The sequence below is a fragment of the Halofilum ochraceum genome (assembly GCF_001614315.2).
Classification (GTDB): Bacteria; Pseudomonadota; Gammaproteobacteria; order XJ16; family Halofilaceae; genus Halofilum; species Halofilum ochraceum.
This window is the reverse complement of record NZ_LVEG02000019.1, coordinates 93,591-110,827: the sequence shown is the minus strand read 5'-3', so window position 1 is coordinate 110,827 and position 17,237 is coordinate 93,591. Positions and strand designations below refer to the sequence as shown.

The window sequence follows — 17,237 nt, the reverse complement described above, 5'->3', positions numbered from 1 at the left end:
ATTCTGCCGCTTGCCGCTTGCCGCTTGCCGCCTGCCGCCTGCGCCCTTGGCCCTCAGCCCGCCCAAATTACGATCCCGATATTCCTCTCGGCATAAGCGTCCAAATACCGGTAGCATCAGGGCCTTCGTATCCGCCGTGTGCGGCGGCGGTCCACGTTTCTGCAGGCAAGGACTGACTGACGGTGAGACGCTGGTTCCAGTATCTGATCGGGGCGCTTGTGCTGCTCGTGATCGCCCTCATCGTGGCGCTCTGGCCGGAGCCCGCCGAGGGGCCGGCAGCGGAAGCGGCGCCGGAACGCGAAGGGGCCGTGGAGGGCGATCCATCCGAGCGGCGGGGCGCGCTGATCGACCAGGTCGTGTTCACGGAGGAGGGCAATCCCGGCAAGGCGGTCGGCCGGATCGAATCCGGCAGCCGCCACGTGTTCGCCCAAGGGGTGACCAACAAGACGGTCTATCACCAGCTGCGCCAGTCGGAACACGCCGAGTTCGATCTGTCGTATGGCTCATCGGTCGAACTGACTCTCAATCCCGCCGGACCCGAGTTCGGCGATGGCCAGTTCAATCCGTTCGCGGTGCCGGCGATTCGCGAGGCGATGAACTGGCTCGTGGACCGGGATTACATCGCCAACGAACTCTACGGCGGTCTGGCCGCGGCCCGGTACCTGCCGTTATCGACCGCATTCCCCGATTACGCGCGGCTCGCGGATGTGGCCCGGGAACTGGAGGTGCAGTATGGCCACCAGCCGGCCCGCGCCCGCGAAGTCATCACGCGCGAGATGGAGGCGCTCGGCGCTACCCGCAGCGACGGCCGCTGGATGTACGAGGGCACCCCGGTGCGGATCAAACTCCTGATCCGCACCGAGGATGCGCGCAAGCAGGTGGGCGATTACGTCGCCAACCAGCTCGAGGAACTCGGCTTCGTGACCGAGCGCATGTACCGGACGGCCGAGCAGGCGGGACCGATCTGGCTCGCCAGCGATCCGGCCGCCGGCCAATGGCATATCTACACGGGCGGCTGGGTCTCGACCGTCATCAACCGCGACCAGGCCCAGAACTTCGCCGATTTCTATACCCCGGAGGGGCGTCCGTCCCCGCTCTGGCAGGCGTACGATCCGTCGAAGGAATTCCAGGAGATCGCCCAGCGCCTCTCCCGCCGCGATTATTCGACGGTGGAACAGCGTCAGAAGCTGATGGCCCGGGCACTGCGGATGTCCATGGAGAACTCGGCGCGCATCTGGCTCGCGGACGGACTGAATGTCTGGCCCTACGCCGCCGACGTGGAACTCGCCATGGACCTGGCCGGCGGGCTCGCGGGGTCGCGCCTGTGGCCGTACACGCTGCGATTCGAGGGGAAGGTGGGCGGCGAGATGATCGTCTCTTCGCCGACCGTGCTGACCGAGCCCTGGAATCCCGTGGCGGGCACGAACTGGCTCTACGACACGATGATGATCCGGGCTACGGAGGACGCGCCGGTCATGCCGGATCCCTTTACCGGCCTGTACTGGCCCCAGCGCATCGAAGGCGCCGAGGTGACGGTGGTCGAGGACGCACCGGTTCAGCGCAATCTGGATTGGCTGACGCTCGAGCGCGCCGAGACGATCGAGGTACCGGGCGATGTATGGATCGACTGGGATTCCGAGGCCAACCGCTTCGTACGTGTCGACGAGCGGCATCCCGACGGCCTCACCGCGCGTACCCGGACCCGCATCCGCTTCGAGGACGGCTATCTCGACCGCCGCTGGCACGATGGTTCGCGGATGTCGCTGGCCGATGTCGTACTGCCGTACATCCTCCTGTTCGAACGGGCGGACGAGGACAGCCGGCTGTATGACCGCAGTCACGTCCCGGCTTTCCAGACCTTCCAACGGCACTTCCGTGGCTGGCGGATCGTGTCCCGGGATCCGCTGGTCGTCGAGGTCTACAGTGATCAGATCTACCCGGATGCCGAAACGATCGTCGCCGCCCGCACCCCGTCGACCCAGCCCTGGCACACGCTGGCCCTCGGGGTCCGCGCCGAGCAGAACGGCGAGTTGATGTTCTCCTCCGATAAAGCCGACCAGACCAATGAGACCTGGCTGAGTCTGGTGTCCGGCCCGAGCATGCCGGTGCTCGATCGCCACCGCCGGGAAGCGGCGGCGGCCGGATGGGTGCCGTTCGCCGAGACCCTCGGTGACATGACCCGCGAGGACGGGCCGGCTCAGCGTTACGCCGCGATCGCCGACTGGCGGGACAGGCGCGGCCACTACTGGATCGGCGACGGGCCGTTCTATCTCCACTCGGTGCACCCCGTGGAAGGCTCGCTGGTGATGCGCCGCAATGAGGACTTCCCGGATCGCAGTGACAAATGGCTGCGTTTCACCGAACCGCAGATTCCGGTCGTGTCCGTGGATGGCCCGATGACGGTGGCCGGCGACGAAGACGCCCGGTTCCGCATCGATATCCGTCATGCGGGCGAGGCCTATCCGCGCGCCGGCATCGACAGCGTCGAATACCTGCTGCTGGACGGCAACGGCGGTGTCCAGACGCGCGGAGAGGCGACGGTGGTCGAGAACGAGGCCGGGATGTGGCAGGTATCCATCTCCCGCGAGGACGTCGCCGCACTCGGCAGCGGTGCCAACCGGCTGGAAGTCACCGTGAAATCGAACCGGGTGGCGCTGCCGCGCTTCGGCTCACACGCGTTCGCGACCCTGCCGGCGTCGAACGGGGAGGGCAGCTGATGGCCGTGTCCGCCGAGCATCCGGTCGTTCCGGGCCGCGGCCTCCTGCGGGACCTGCGGCGGCTCGCGGTGTTCATGACCAAGCGCATCGTCGCGCTGTTCCTGACGGTCGTTGTGGGCGTGTATCTCACCATCCTCGTGGCCAACATGGGCGGCAAGGTCGACGAGCTGCGGCGCATCCAGATCGAAAGCACCGTTGCCGAAGAGGTCCGCGCGAATCCGGACTTCAACGACATGTCGTCGCAGGAACGCAACGAGCTGATCAATGAACGGGTGCAGCTCGAGGTCGAGCGGCTGAACCTCGACGAGCCGTTCATCTGGCGCAGTTTCGATTACCTCAACCAGGCCATCTGGCTGAACCTCGGCCGCGCCGAGCAGATGTCCAGCGACCGCGGCTCACGCGACGTCTACGACATCATCGGCGAGCGCCTGCCGGCAACGATTCTGCTGTTCGGTACGGCGAACCTGCTGATCTTCTTCAGTTCGGTGTTCATCGCGCTGCGGCTTTCGCGCCGCTACGGCAGCCCCGCCGACCGGGCCGTGATCGGCCTCGCACCGACCTCGGCGGCCCCGGCCTGGTTTTACGGCATCTTCCTGATCCTGTTCTTCGCGTTCATCGCGCCGATCCTTCCGGCCGGCGGCATGGTCGACGTGCCGCCACCGCAGAGCATGACCGCGTATGGCCTGTCGGTGCTCAAGCACATGGTGCTGCCGGTACTGGCGATGTTCATGTCGCAGATCTTCATCTCGATCTACTCATGGCGGACGTTCTTCCTGATCCACTCGAGCGAGGACTACGTCGAGATGGCACGCGCCAAGGGCCTGCCGGAAGGCCGCGTCGAACGCCGCTATATCCTGCGCCCCACGCTGGCGCCGATCGTGACCAGCTTCCTGCTCATGCTGATCGGCCTGTGGAGCGGTGCCATCATCCTGGAGCAGGTATTCAACTGGCCCGGCCTCGGCACGCTCCTGTTCCAGGCCATCGGGCACCGCGATACCCCGGTCATCATCGGCGGCGTCGTCATCTTCGCCTATCTGCTGGCCCTGACCGTCTTCATCCTCGACATCCTCTACGCCATCCTCGATCCACGCGTGCGGGTGGGGCCGGAATGATGTTCAGGGAAATCTTAGAACCACGAATGAACACGAATGAACACGAATGTAAGTCAAAACCGTTTCATTCCGTAGCTCGGATGAAGCCGAAGGTGGAATCCGCGTATATCACGGAAACGTTCTCGGTCGTGCACATGGTTCTGGCGGGCATACGCCGGATTCCGTTCCACTCCATCCAGCCTGCGACACAAAGCGGTTTTGACTTTCATTCGTGTTCATTCGTGTTCATTCGTGGTTCTAATAGACTTGTCCCAGGAGCCAGGCCATGAACCGCTGGACGGAGGGCCTCTATCAGCTGCGGCAGTATCCGTCCGCGATTGCCGGCGCACTGCTGATCCTGTTCCTGGTGCTGCTGTCCCTGTACACCGTCATCACGATCCCGTATTCGCAGGCGATCGAGCAGTGGCGGGGCGGTGAGATCTGGGAGCGCAACCCGGTCAACGCCGGTCCCGTCTGGGCGGATCGTCTGACGGGTGGCAACGCCCCCGCCACGTTCACCGTCGAGCCCCGGGATGAAGCGGTTGAGAGTCAGCCCTTCAAGGGCGGTCAGCGCGTTTCCATGCCGCTGACGTTCGACTACACGGCCGATGGTTTCCCGAGCGAACTCAATCTGTTCCTGTCGGCCGATTACGAAAACACCGCGCCGTTCATCCGCCTGACCTGGCACACGCCGGACGGCCGGACGATCCCGCTCGGCAATCATCAGATCACCGGCGACCGACGCATTTCGATATCCCAGGACTGGGACCTGCAGCGGCGCCTCGGTGCGCTTCCGCATGTCGGCCTGTTCGCAGAAGAGCCCACGGCCGCGGCGTCGCAGCGCGAAGTCCAGGCGGGCACATACCGGCTCCAGGTGGATGCCATCCTGTTCGAGGATGATGCCGAACTGGACGCCGAACTGGTCGTCTACGGCCAGGTCCACGGTATCGCTGGAACCGACCATCAGCGCCGCAGCCTGCTGCTGGCCCTCCTCTGGGGGACGCCGATCGCGCTGGCGTTCGGGCTCCTGGCAACCGTCGGAACGACCGTGACTACCCTCGTGATCGCGGCCGTAGGCGTCTGGTACCGCGGCTGGGTCGATGCCGTCATCCAGCGCCTGACCGAAGTGAACATGATCCTGCCGCTGCTGCCGATCCTGGTCATGGTCGGCACGCTGTATTCGACCAGTATCTGGATCATGCTCGGGGTCGTGATCCTGCTCGGGATCTTCAGTGCCGGAATCAAGATGTACCGGGCCATGCTGCTGCCCATACGCGAGGCGCCCTATATCGAGGCGGCGCGCTCGTATGGCGCCAGTAATGGTCGGATCGTAATGCGTTACATGATCCCGCGCGTGCTGCCGGTGCTGATTCCGAACTTCGTCACGCTGATCCCGACGTTCGTGTTCCTGGAGGCCTCACTGGCGCTGCTCGGGCTCGGCGACCCATCGCTGCCGACCTGGGGCAAGATCCTCAACGACGCACAGGACCAGAGCGCGCTCTATCACGGGTTCTTCTACTGGGTGCTGGAACCGGCCCTGCTCCTGATGCTGACCGGCCTTGGATTCGCCATGCTCGGTTTCGCGCTCGATCGAGTCTTCAACCCACGCCTGCGGAGCATCTGACGATGAGTCGGCCTCCACTACTGCGCGTCCGCGACCTCACACTGCAGTACCGCATCCGCGGTGGCACGGTCAGCGCGGTCGACGGTGTCGATTTCGACGTCGGGCGCAACGAAGCGCTGGTCATCCTCGGCGAGTCCGGCTGCGGCAAGAGCTCACTGGCCAAGGCGCTGCTGCGCGTGCTGCCGCGCAACGTGCATCAGTTCGGCGGCAGCGTGCAGGTCGATGGCGTCGAGACCATGAACTACAGCGAAGAGCTGTTCCGCCGCGAGATCCGCTGGCAGCGGATCGCGCTGGTCATGCAGGCCGCCATGAACGCCCTCAACCCGGTCGTGCGGGTAGGGGAGCAGGTGGCCGAGCCGCTGCGCACCCATCTCGGCTGGTCCAGACAGGCGGCCGCGACACGCGCGCGCGAGGCGTTCGATCTGGTCGGCGTATCCAGCGACTTCCTCGAACGCTATCCGTTCGAACTCTCCGGCGGCATGCGCCAGCGCGTGGTGCTCGCCATGGCACTGGTGACCGAACCGGATCTCGTCGTCATGGACGAACCGACCTCCGCGCTCGACGTCCTCACCCAGGCGAGCATCATGAACCGGCTCAAGCGGATCAAGCGCGAACTCGACACCAGCTTCATCCTGATCACCCACGACGTCGCCACGTCCAGCGAACTCGCCGATCGTGTGGCCCTGATGTACGCGGGCCAGATCGTCGAGCTGGCGGACGCGCGCTCGTTCTTCAGCGATCCGGCGCACCCGTACTCCAGGATGCTGATGGCGAGCGTACCGCGACTGCACCAGCGCGAACGCCCCGAACATATCCCGGGTGAACCACCCAGCCTCGCGGACCCGCCCACCGGCTGCCGCTTCGCGGATCGCTGCCCGTCCCGTTTCGGGAAATGCGATCAACCGCCCGGCATGTACGAACCGAACGAGGGCCAACAGGTGCGCTGCTGGCTGCACGCGCCCGGAGGAGGCCGCTCATGACCGCAACCGCAGCGACCAGGCCGGCAACGGAACAGAGCGGCCCGATCCTGTCAGTCCAGGATCTGCATACCTGGTTCGAACTGCGCCAGTGGGGCTTCCTGCGGGTCGGTTCCGTTCGGGCGGTCGACGGGGTGTCGTTCGATCTGCAGCGTGGCGAGTCGGTCGCATTCGTGGGCGAGAGCGGCTGCGGCAAGAGCTCACTGGCGCGCACGCTGCTCGGGCTGCATCGCCCGTCGCATGGCAGCGTGCATTTCGAGGGCCGCTCACTCGGCGATCTGACCGCGAAAGAACTCAAGGCCTACCGCGCGCGCATCGGTTACGTCCAGCAGGATCCCTACGGTGCACTGCCGCCCTTCATGGATATTGGTCGCATCCTCGCTGAGCCGCTCAAGGTGCAGGGCGTGCGTGACCGTGCCGAACGCGAGCGCCGGATCGAGGCCGCGCTCGAGGAAGTCCGCCTGTCACCGGCGAGCGCGTACATGGGCAAGTTCCCGCATATGCTGAGCGGCGGTCAGCAACAGCGCGTCGTTATTGCCCGCGCCCTGGTACTCGAACCGGCGATGCTGGTCGCCGACGAGCCCGTATCCATGCTCGATGCCTCGGTGCGCGTCGAGATCCTGCAGCTCCTGCGCCGGATCCGTGAAGAGCACAACCTGACGCTCGTGTTCATTACGCATGACCTGTCCACCGTGCGCCATTTCACGGACCGGATCTTCGTGATGTATGCCGGTCGCATCGTCGAGGCCGCCCAGGTCGACGATCTGCTCGAAAACCCGCAGCACCCGTACAGCCAGGCCCTGCTTACGGCGCTCGCCGATCCGGACGCCGACAACGCCCTGCACGAGCGCCCGGTACCCGGTGGCGAGGCCCCGAGCCTGCTCACGCCGCCCCCCGGATGCCGCTTCCACCCGCGCTGCCCACACGCCATGGCCGGCACCTGTGACGTCGAAGACCCGCCGGACTTCGAACCGCGACCGGGCCACTACAGCGCATGCTGGCTTCATCGCTGATGCCGCGCGCCAGGATCAACACCCCGGTTACCCGCATGGTGGCCGGCGCGTTCATCATGCTCGCAGCGATCGGCCTCCAGTTCGCGATGGTCATCGGCCTGCTGGAAGCGCACCTACCGCTCAGCCTCGCCGGCTACATCGCCCTGTTCATCGGTATGGCGATCGCGGTAACCGGCGTCCTCGACCGCCGCGCCTGAGCCGCGCAAAAACCGGCGCGTTCGGCTTCGCCGAAAACGCCCCTACGCCAATCCATGGCATCGCGTCGGATCTTCCACGTCCGTAGGCGCGTTTTCGCCGAAGGCGAACGCGCGCGTCGCTCTGATGCAATCTCACATCGGGCAGCGTCAATCCGCCGCAGCCAACCGCTCACCAATCCCTGAATACCGCTGGATCCGGTGTTGCACACCGGCCTGCCACGCCTCGCGTGATCCATACGCCTCGAGCACGTTCCGGGCGCGGGTGACGGCCGTATAGAGCAGCTCCCGGGTGAGCACGCGGGACTGCCCCTGAGGCAGGAGCAGATACACGGCCTCGAACTCCGAGCCTTGGCTCTTGTGGATCGTCATGGCGTAGACCGTGCTATGGCCCGGCAATACCGATGGATGGAACGAGCGCAGGCCGTCCTCGGTGCGGAACCATGCGCGGGTGTGACCGTCGGCGTCATGCCAGACCACGCCCACATCGCCATTGAACAATCCGGCACGCGGTTCGTTCTGCACGATCATGATCGGGCGCCCGTGATACCACTGGGTATCCGGATCGAACCCGTAGCGTTCGCCCAGGGTAGCGCCGATCCGCCGGTTCATGGTCTCACTGCCGAGCGGGCCAACGCGCGTGGCCGTCAGCAGTCGGATGTCTTCCAGCGCGTCGATCGCGTCGCCAGGATTTGCCGCTTCGTGCAGGGCCGAGTAGGCATCGGCGAGGCCGGTAACGAGTCGCTGGATGCTGGTGGACTCGGTATCGAAGGTCGCCCGGACTTCGCCCGTGCGATCGTTGAGGACGTCCGCGACGGCCTCGGCATCACCGGCGTTGATGGCGGCGGCGAGGCGGCCGATGGGGCTGTCGGCGTGGAAGCGGTGGCTGGTCTGCAGGGTGACCACGTGATCGGCGAGTGCGGGTGGGCTCGTGCTGCTATCCTCCTGTGGCAACAGTGCGCCGGCCTCGGCGCGTTGTTCCTTCGAGAAGTCGTTGACGCCAGCCGGTGCGCAAAGGTCCGCGAGTACCGCGCCGCTCTCGACCGAGGCCAGCTGATAGCGGTCGCCGAGCAGAATCAGGCGAGCGTGATCCGGAACGGCATCGGCGAGTTTGGCCATCATCGGCAGATCGACCATCGAGGCCTCGTCGACGATCACGACGTCCGCCGGGATCGGTCGTTCACGGTCATGGCCCGGTTCCGTGCTGCCCCTTCGCAGCCGCAGCAGGCGATGCAGCGTGGTGGCGTCGTGCGGCAGGTGTTGCGCAGCTTCCGCTGACGCATGCAGTTGGGACAGACCCGCACGGACGGACGCGATCATGCGCGCGGCGGCCTTGCCGGTCGGTGCCGCCAGACGGAATACGGGCGGCGGCTCGTCATTCGCGAGTGCGGATTCGATCAACTGCAGCATCAGGCGCACGATCGTGTAGGTCTTGCCTGTGCCCGGGCCGCCGGAGATCACGGCGAAGCGATGGCGTTGCGCGACGAACGCGGCAACGGCCTGCCAGTTGGTTTCGCCGGCCCCGGTCCAGTCCCAGGAAAACAGTTCACCATCCGGCCCGAGGCGTTGGGTATCGACCGGCATCGGTGGCGCAGCAAGCAGTTCCCGCAGACGCGTGGCGAGGCGGCGTTCGTAGATCCAGTAGCGCTGCAGGTAAAGGTGTCTGCCATCGAGGACGAGCGGCAAGGGTGCATCCGCGTCAGGGAGCGCGACCAGTGCGTTCGTGCCTAGCTCCTCCGTGAAGCGATCGGCATTCACCAGCCGGGACGCGGAACCGATCGCTTCGCGCAGGGCATTCAGCGGCAGGCAGGTATGACCGAGTCCGATGGCGTGGCTCGCCAGCGCGAGACCGAGCGCCCCCGCGCGCTCACCGCCGTGGCGCCAACCCCAGTCGGCCAGCGCGATGTCCACCGGGCGGAGGCCTTCGCCTTCGAGGGATTCCCGGAGTGCGGCGGGTAGAGCGCTCATGAGTGGTGGCTCCCGGTTGGGACGATGCGCGCCGTAGTATGAGGCGGGGAGGGAGGTGAACGCCGGCTGTTGCCTTCGGCAAAAGCCGGCCTACGCGATGCAACCCGACGTAGGCCGGCTTGCGACCGGAGGGAGCCAGCCGGCGGCACGCCACAAACACCCGACGTGGTTTGAGCAGTTCCTCGTACAGTGCACGCCGACACCGTTTGTCGGACTGGAGTCCGACCCACGTCTGGAAAGGGCGCCAACCTCTGTAGGTCGGGTTTTAACCCGACATCGAAAACGTCTACATTGCCCATCTCACGCCTCATGCCGCAGCGCTCCCGTCGAACAGGGCATCGAGGCGCTCGACCAACGTTGGATCCGGCTGATCACTGAATACGCCGTTTTCACCGTTCTCATCGAGCGCCCGCACGAAGAGATACTGCACGCCCCCGAGGTGCTCGTGCGGGTCGTATCCCGGCAGGCGCTGTCGAAGATGGCGGTGCAGCGCGACGGTGTAGATGAGGTACTGCAGGTCGTAATGATGTTCGGCCATAGCCTCGGCCAGGCGCTCGTGCGCGTAATCCGCACGCAGGCGCCCAAGCGCGTTGGTCTTGTAGTCGAGAATCCAGTACCGCCCCTCGTGCTCCACGACCAGATCGATGAAGCCGTGCATGAGACCACGCAGTGACGTGATGGCGCTCGTCCCGCGGGCCCCTTCATAGCCGGCGGCCGCCATCGCCTCCAAAACGGCACCGGCCTGGCTCCCGCCCAGGCGCATGAAAAACTCCATTTCATTGCGGCGACGCGTCTCGGGTATCGCAGCGAGCGGGCCGATTTCCGGCAGCGGTGCATGCAGCGCGGCCGCGATCATCCGTGCCGTATCATCGACCGGCGTTTCGGCATTGTCCGCGTCCACGGTCGCCACGCCATTGCGCCGAAGCTTCTCGCGCACGGCGTCACGGGTTTTTCCATCCAACTCGGCAGCGGGCTTCGGCCAGGCGTCGAACGACGTCGCTTCGACGATATCGTGGAACGCCTTCCCGAACCCGGCGCCGCGTGGATAGGTAATCACCTCGTCCGCGATATCGCCCGATTCATCAAGGCCAACCGGCAGTGTCGCGGTGGTGGTCTCGTCATCCGCTCCGGCGGTGGGCTCCGTCGGCGCGGTCATACGCCCGGCCAACCGCGAGAAGCTGAAAACGGACCACGCTGTGCGGGGTGCGGGCAGGTCGCTGCGTGCCGGCCCGAGTTTCCGCGTGGCCGTCGACGTCTGCAGCGGCGTGTTCCTGGGCGGATCAGGCAGTGGTTCCACCTTCAATGTGCCATGGCTTTTCTTTGCCAATTCCCCGAGGCGTTTATTCGTGCTCGCCGCGTTGAACCATTCAGGCAGTTTCTTGCCACCGTGCCAACCGTCGGCCGTAACGCCGTCGTCCTTATGCAGCAACCAGGCGAGCGGGCCGTCGATCGCATTGTTGGCGGCGCCATGGACGAAGAAGCAGGCCTGTTCCGCGCGGGTCAGGGCCACGTAGAGCGAGCGGACCTGTTCCGCACGCCGTTCACGCACGGCCTGGCCGGTGTGTTCGTCGATCGTATCGGAGCCGAGATCGACCACGGCCTGATTGTTTTCGTCATGGAAGGCGAGCGGCGGCTCGGTCGGCTTCGCGCCGCCGGTCCCCAGCCAAGGCGAGTAGGGGACGAACACGACGGGAAACTGCAGCCCCTTGGCCTTGTGCACGGTCGTGACTTGCACGAGCTCGGCATCGTCCGCGAGGCGCACCCGATCCGTATCACCGACCTCGCCGTCGTCGGCCCGGCGGATCGCGTTTTCGAGCCAGTGGACGAGCCCCTCCATGCCGAACACTTCATGTTCGGCGCGCTGGAGCAGGTCGGCGACGTGCAGGAAGTCGGTGATCCGGCGATCGCCGTCGGTCAATGCGACCACGCGTGCCGCCGCCTCCTGCAGCAACGGTTCGAGCATGGCCTGCACGCCGGTCTGCGACCAGCGTACGTGGGCCTCCTGGAAGCGATGGGTGGCCTCGGACCAGGCGTGCTCGTCCTCGTCGAGTGCGACCAGGTCGCCCATTCGGTAGCCGAACAGGGCGGTCGTCAGCGCCACCCGCAATCGCTGGGCGTCGAATGGGCTCGCGGCGGCGCGCAGGAGTTGCAGCAGGTCATGCGCGGCTTCATGGGTGAATACGCTGTCCTGGTGGATACAGACGGCGGGCACGTTGGCTTCGCCGAGCGCGGACTGCATCGTGGCCGCTTCGCGGTTGCTGTTCACGAGTACCGCGATCTCGCTCGGCCGGATGTCACGGCTTTGACCTTCTGCCGTTACGAAAGCGCCTTCCTCGAGAAGGGTGACGATGCGCTCGACAGTCGCGCGCTCGATGCGTTTCTGTACCTCGCCCTTGCTGGTGCCGGCGTCTTCCGGAATGGACCACGCGGTCACGCCGGGGAGTTCGGCACCGTCGTGTTCGAGGCGTAGATCGCCCTCGTTGCGCCCGGGCTTCACGGGGCGAAAATCGATCCCCTCGAGCACGAAGGCGTCTTCGCCACCGGCCTCGAATACGGCGCCGACGCCGTTGAGGACCGCACCGGTCGAGCGGAAGTTGGTGTCCATGCCGTACCGGCCGTGGGCATCGTTCGCCGCATCGAGGTAGGCGAAGACGTCGCCCCCGCGGAAGCCGTAAATCGCCTGTTTGGGATCGCCGATCAGGATCAGGCCGCCGGATCGCGGTGTCTGCGCGGTCGTGTCGGCGGGACTTTTTGTTGGGTTTCCTTCGTCAACCCAACCTACGGGATCTTGATCGCTTGAATCCGCATCGTAGGTTGGGTTGAGCGAAGCGATACCCAACGCTTCGTCGCCATAAATCCGCTGCAGGATCTCGTACTGCAGCGGATCGGTATCCTGGAACTCATCGACCAGCGCCCACGGCCAGGTCCGTCGCAATGCCGCGGCGAGGGCAGGGCCGCCCTCCGGGTCGGTCACCGCCTGGTGGAGCCCGAGGATCATGTCGTTGTAACTGAACAGGCGCCGTTCGCGTTTACGTTGGGCGGTCAACGTGCGAATCGCGTCGATGGCCGCCGTTACCGCCGCCATCCGGCCGTTGATCTGTAACCGGGCCAGTATCGGGACAATCCCGAGATCCTGCGGACGCAGCCACTTCATTGCCGCTTTCTTCGCGTGCTTGCGGACGCCCTCTTCATCGCCCAGATCGGCGAGTACCGCCGGCAGTGCCGGGAAACCATCGCTGGTCCCCGCGAGTCCGGCATCAATCGCTGCCGCGATGGCCTCTGATCCTTCCGCCTCCAGCTGTGTCTTCAGGCTGGATCCTGCCAGAAGCCCACCGTGTTCGAGCGCCTCGTCCAACGTTGCGATAAACGCGTCGCGCTCGTTGGTCCACTGCTTGAGCGCCTGTTTCCGATCGCGCTCGACCGCCGCGCCGTCCGGGCGGATGAGGTGTGCATGGGGCTTGCCCAGCACATCGCGGATGTCCTGATAGAGCGCTTCCGGCGAGGCCCACAGCGAGACGAACGCACCCGCCTGCTGGGCCGGCTGCCCGAACACGCGCGCCCGCCAGTAATCCGCCGCCGCTTCCCGCTGGATCTCGGCGTCCTCGACCTGCTCGCCGCGATCGAAGGGCAGGGCGCTCTCGAATGCGTTCTCACCCGCGGCGCGCTGGGCAAAGCCGTGGATGGTCGTGATCGTCGCCTGGTCGACACGCGTGGCCGCGTCCCGCAGACGGGCCGCGACGGTCGCCCGGTCGGCATCGGCGTTCGCGATGACGCGCTCCGCGAAATCCTCGGCGGCATCGGTGCGATCGGCCCGCGGCGCTTCGGCGGCGACCCGGGTCGCCATCGCCAGCCGTGCCCGCAGGCGCTCACGCAGTTCCTGGGTCGCGGCGCGCGTGAAGGTCATCACCAGGATCTCGCGCACGTCGAGCTGTTTCTCGACGATCAACCGCAGATACAGCCCCGCGAGACTGAAGGTCTTGCCCGTGCCGGCGCTCGCCTCGATCAGGCGGATGCCATCGAGCGGCATCGTGGCCGGGTCGAAGGACTCGATGGTATGGGTATCCTTGCCGCTCACGTGTCTTCCTCCGGCTCACCGAGAACCTGGCGCAACGGTGCCGCGACCGCCTCGGTGACCCGCACGAAACCGGATGCGTCGGCATCGGCGCCCAGCGGCGTCACCGTCGGTTCGAACAGCGGCTGCAGCCACGGATCGCGGCGTGGATGCGGCGGCTGCCAGGTATTGCTGAGCCAGCCGTTGGTGCTGTCCAGCGCCTGGGCCGGCGTCTTTACTTCGCCGGTATCCCGGCTCTTTTTCTCGCGTTGATCCAGGTAGTGCTCGGCGATGTATGGCTCGAAGAGCAGGGGGCGTGCGTGGCCGCTGCGGTAATGATCGATCGCGGCGGCCAGGTTACGGGATGCCCCATCGCGGTCGATACGACCGACAAGCTGGGTGGCCTCGTCTTCACCGGTGCCCGCCACCCGCAGCGCGACATCATGGCCGCTGGCGACCACGGCTTGGTAGGCCAGCCACCATGGCAGCAAATGGTTCAACCGCAATGTGCCCGGCCGCAGCCGTCGCATTTCGCCGGGGCCAACGGCCGGGACACGGCCGAGCAGGCGCGTACCATCTTCGAGCGTCAGATCGATATCGATATCCGCTTCGGAGTCGGCGTCCTGCTGCCACTGCCAGTACAGCGGCAGAACCGTGTTCACCTCCGCCGCCGCTTCCGCATACTCCGCGCCACCCAGTGGCGGTGGCGGAAGATCGCCGCGCGCGCGTTCCAGTGCCGACGGTTCTGGAGCGATCTCTTTCAGGCCATTGGTTTTCGCCACATGGAAGAGCCGATCGCGCAGCAGGTGTTTCTCCAGCCCACCAAGCGCGCGCGGCTCCTCGTCTTCAAGCGCGGTATCCGGCTCCTCCAGTTCCAGCCGCAGGCGCTCCTGGAAGAACCAGCGCGCCGGATGCCGGAAGAAGCGCTGCAGCTCAAGGAGCTCGACCGGCTCGCCCGGTTCGGGACCGGAAAGCGCCGTGCCATCGATGAACGGTGCATGCTCGACGCGCTCGCCGCATTGAGCCTGCGCGGCCAGACGCCAGTCATCATCGAAGGTGAAGAGATTCGGGTTGTCCGGCATGAAATAGCGCGGACTGAACGGGTGCATCGGCTGTTCCATGACCAGCGCCGCCCGGAAGTCCCCGCGTGACCACGCGGCGAAACAATACCCGTGCAGAAAGTCGAGGAACTCGCCCACCACCGTCGAGGGCTGCAGCTCCGAACCGTCGGCGACGTCGCGCCCGGTGTAGCTGACATAGAAGCCTCGGCGCGCGGCCATCAAGGCCTGCAGGAACGTCATGCGATCACCGTCGCGCACGCTCAGATCACCGGTCCGCGGCTGCTGCTGCACGAGGTTGAACTCGCGCTGACCGTCCTGACGCGGGAAGATGCCGTCGTCCATGCCGACCATGCAGATCACGTCGAACGGCACGCCGCGCAACGGCTCCAGCCCCGAGAAGGTGACGGCCCCGGTTACCAGCGGTTGCCGCTGCGATCCGCCGGCCAGCGCACCGAGCAGGGCCTCGCGGACCGCCTCCCAGCTGAGGACCTCGTCGTTCAGTGACTGCGCGGCCTCTTCGAGCGCCGCGCTGGCCTCGATCACCGTGTCGAGCGCGCCCGACTCGTGGCTGTCCTCCGGATCGACCACGAACAGATCCCGGGCCATCCCGTTCAGGCGCTCCTGCCAGGCAGCAGCAGTGGTCGCCTCGGTCAGCGCATCGCGCCAGCCACGCAGCCGGTCCACCAGCAGCCAGAGGCGGCCGACGGCCGTGGCCGAGCCGCCCTCCAGGTCGCTCCAGGGCGCGACGCCGTCGACCAGGGCCGTGTCATCGCGCTGGGCGAGACCGAGCAGCAGCCGGTCGAGGCCGAAGCGCCAGGTATTCTGCTCGAACCCGGCCGCGCCGGTGGCCACGCGCGTCTCTCGATCGAGACCCCAGCGAACGCCGGCTGACGACACCCACTGGTGCAGCAGTTCCAGATCGCTGTCGTCGAGCCCGAAGCGCCGCATCACCGCCGGCACGCCGGCCAGGGCCAGGACCTCGCTCGCCGTCCAGCGCGACAACGGCAGCTCGATCAGCTGCTGAAAGGTCTGCACGATCGGGTGCGTATCGAGCCGCGGCCGGTCGGCCACGCTGTAGGGGATCCGGCGGCCGCCCGCGGCCGCGCCGAACACACCATGCACCGCCGGCGCGTAGCGGGCGTTGTCCGGCACGAGCACGAGGATATTCCGCGGTTCCAGTTCCGGATCCCGCGCCAGCAGATCCAGCAGTTGGTCGTGCAACACCTGCATCTCGCGCACCGGCCCGTGGCAGGCGTGCACCTGGATCGAGCCATCCGCATCGACGCCGCCGGCATCCACCACCTCGGCCGCGCCCTCGATCACCCCGGACTGCACCCGATGCAGGAGAGAATCCGTGCCCGGCGGTTCGTAGGCCAGCGCCTCGGCAAGCGGTTCGCGCACGTCCACGAACTCGTCCGAGTACAGCACGCGCAGAAAATCCCGGCCGGCGCGCCCAAGCGAGGCGAGCAGGGGGTGCCCCGTAGCGCCGATCGGTTCCTCATGTAGCCCGGATGAAGGCGAAGCGGGAATCCGGGACGCCGGCTCCCCGGATTCCGCCGCCGGCTCCATCCGGGCTACATCATCGGTAGGCCGGTCTTGCCCGGCGCCACCATCATCGTCGGGTGCACCACCACCGCGCCGGGCAATGCCGGCATGCAACGCCTCCACATCCACCCGACCGATCCGCCGCGTCGGCACATCGCCCCAATAGGCCGCCGAAGGATTGGGCAGCATGAAATGCACGTCGACGTATTCACCGAGTGCATACAGCAACCGAAGATAATCCGCCGGCAGATCCGCCAGCGCGAACGCATAGATCGGATCGGGTACTCGTGTGAGATCGAGCGTTCCGCGCTGCGCCCGTTCCAGAAATTCCGTCAGCAACTGCGCCCGATGCGCCTGCCCGATGCGCTCGACCACCGCCCGCCAAACCGGCGCCTGCCACGAAGCCGGCGGCGTCCGCGTCTCGTCAACGGCCTCCCAGGCCGCCAGCACATCGCGCCGATGGATCAGATACTGGTCGAACACATCCGCCAGCTGCTGCGCCAGCTGATACCGGTGTCGCTCGCGAGGCTCGGCCGCCAGATAACGCTGAACCTCGGGGACATCCAGTTCCGGGAGCAGGGCATACAGATGCCACACCAGCCGGCCGCGCTCGTAGTCGGAACTGTCCGGCCGGTCCTCTCGCGTGTCACGCAGCATCCGCCAGACAAACAACCCCGGCACGGGCAGATCGAGATTCGCGGCCGTCCCTTCGGACTCCGCCAACTCCGCCTGCAGCCAGCGCCCGGTCCCGCGGTTGGGCACGAGGATCGTGTCCGGCATCAGCGGCGAGCCCGCGCCGGTCTGCGCCCGAAGTACCGCAAGCACCTCGGCGAGGCGCATTAGATCATGGTGCTGGTAGAGGTGAAGCATAGGGTGCTCAGGGTGCGAGGAGGCGCCAAGATGCCACATCCGCGGACACTCCTCACGCAATGTATTTGCCGCCGGTATGGGCGGATCGCGGGGAGGGCGCCTTGTCGGAGATCGTGTCGGTGATGC

The 17,237-nt window shown here is 66.3% G+C and carries 9 protein-coding genes; 6 read left to right on the top strand and 3 right to left on the bottom strand.

The annotated features are described in order from the left end of the window. Positions 1-182: 182 nt before the first annotated feature. From A0W70_RS15055 to A0W70_RS15030, 6 genes are all read left to right on the top strand, one after another. Positions 183-2,717 carry an ABC transporter substrate-binding protein gene (locus A0W70_RS15055; protein WP_075109889.1) on the top strand — a complete coding sequence of 845 codons (2,535 nt, stop codon included), beginning with the start codon at positions 183-185 and terminating at the stop codon, positions 2,715-2,717. Beyond that, positions 2,717-3,829, top strand: coding sequence for an ABC transporter permease (locus A0W70_RS15050; protein ID WP_070989920.1), 1,113 nt, complete (start codon positions 2,717-2,719; stop codon positions 3,827-3,829). The genes A0W70_RS15055 and A0W70_RS15050 overlap by 1 nt, the downstream gene beginning before the upstream one ends. 265 nt (positions 3,830-4,094) lie before the next feature. Continuing rightward, positions 4,095-5,432, top strand: coding sequence for an ABC transporter permease (locus A0W70_RS15045; RefSeq protein ID WP_070989918.1), 1,338 nt, complete (start codon positions 4,095-4,097; stop codon positions 5,430-5,432). A 2-nt stretch (positions 5,433-5,434) separates the two neighbouring features. Further along, a complete protein-coding gene (locus tag A0W70_RS15040) occupies positions 5,435-6,412 on the top strand; it encodes an ABC transporter ATP-binding protein (RefSeq protein WP_139150896.1) in 978 nt (325 codons plus the stop codon). Next, positions 6,409-7,422, top strand: coding sequence for an ABC transporter ATP-binding protein (locus A0W70_RS15035; protein WP_070989914.1), 1,014 nt, complete (start codon positions 6,409-6,411; stop codon positions 7,420-7,422). The genes A0W70_RS15040 and A0W70_RS15035 overlap by 4 nt, the downstream gene beginning before the upstream one ends. Continuing rightward, positions 7,422-7,619, top strand: coding sequence for a hypothetical protein (locus A0W70_RS15030; protein ID WP_175443134.1), 198 nt, complete (start codon positions 7,422-7,424; stop codon positions 7,617-7,619). The genes A0W70_RS15035 and A0W70_RS15030 overlap by 1 nt, the downstream gene beginning before the upstream one ends. 147 nt (positions 7,620-7,766) lie before the next feature. Here the strand turns inward: A0W70_RS15030 and recD are convergent, their stop codons facing one another. The 3 genes from recD to recC form a co-directional block, all read right to left on the bottom strand. After that, positions 7,767-9,584, bottom strand: a complete 1,818-nt coding sequence (gene recD, locus A0W70_RS15025) for an exodeoxyribonuclease V subunit alpha (protein WP_070989910.1) — start codon at positions 9,582-9,584, stop codon at positions 7,767-7,769. A gap of 307 nt (positions 9,585-9,891) precedes the next feature. Further along, positions 9,892-13,659, bottom strand: a complete 3,768-nt coding sequence (locus A0W70_RS15020; RefSeq protein ID WP_070989908.1) for a UvrD-helicase domain-containing protein — start codon at positions 13,657-13,659, stop codon at positions 9,892-9,894. Further along, the gene (gene recC / locus A0W70_RS15015) at positions 13,656-17,111 is read right to left on the bottom strand and encodes an exodeoxyribonuclease V subunit gamma (protein ID WP_175443133.1); all 3,456 of its coding nucleotides are present in this window, start codon (positions 17,109-17,111) and stop codon (positions 13,656-13,658) included. Before recC ends, A0W70_RS15020 begins: the two co-directional genes overlap by 4 nt. Between the last annotated feature and the right edge of the window lie 126 nt (positions 17,112-17,237).

Coding starts and splice junctions, on each gene's coding strand:
- A0W70_RS15030 (WP_175443134.1), top strand. CDS start 7,422: ATGCCGCGCGCCAGGATCAACACCCCGGTTACCCGCATGGTGGCCGGC.
- recC (WP_175443133.1), bottom strand. CDS start 17,111: ATGCTTCACCTCTACCAGCACCATGATCTAATGCGCCTCGCCGAGGTG.
- A0W70_RS15050 (WP_070989920.1), top strand. CDS start 2,717: ATGGCCGTGTCCGCCGAGCATCCGGTCGTTCCGGGCCGCGGCCTCCTG.
- A0W70_RS15045 (WP_070989918.1), top strand. CDS start 4,095: ATGAACCGCTGGACGGAGGGCCTCTATCAGCTGCGGCAGTATCCGTCC.
- recD (WP_070989910.1), bottom strand. CDS start 9,584: ATGAGCGCTCTACCCGCCGCACTCCGGGAATCCCTCGAAGGCGAAGGC.
- A0W70_RS15040 (WP_139150896.1), top strand. CDS start 5,435: ATGAGTCGGCCTCCACTACTGCGCGTCCGCGACCTCACACTGCAGTAC.
- A0W70_RS15035 (WP_070989914.1), top strand. CDS start 6,409: ATGACCGCAACCGCAGCGACCAGGCCGGCAACGGAACAGAGCGGCCCG.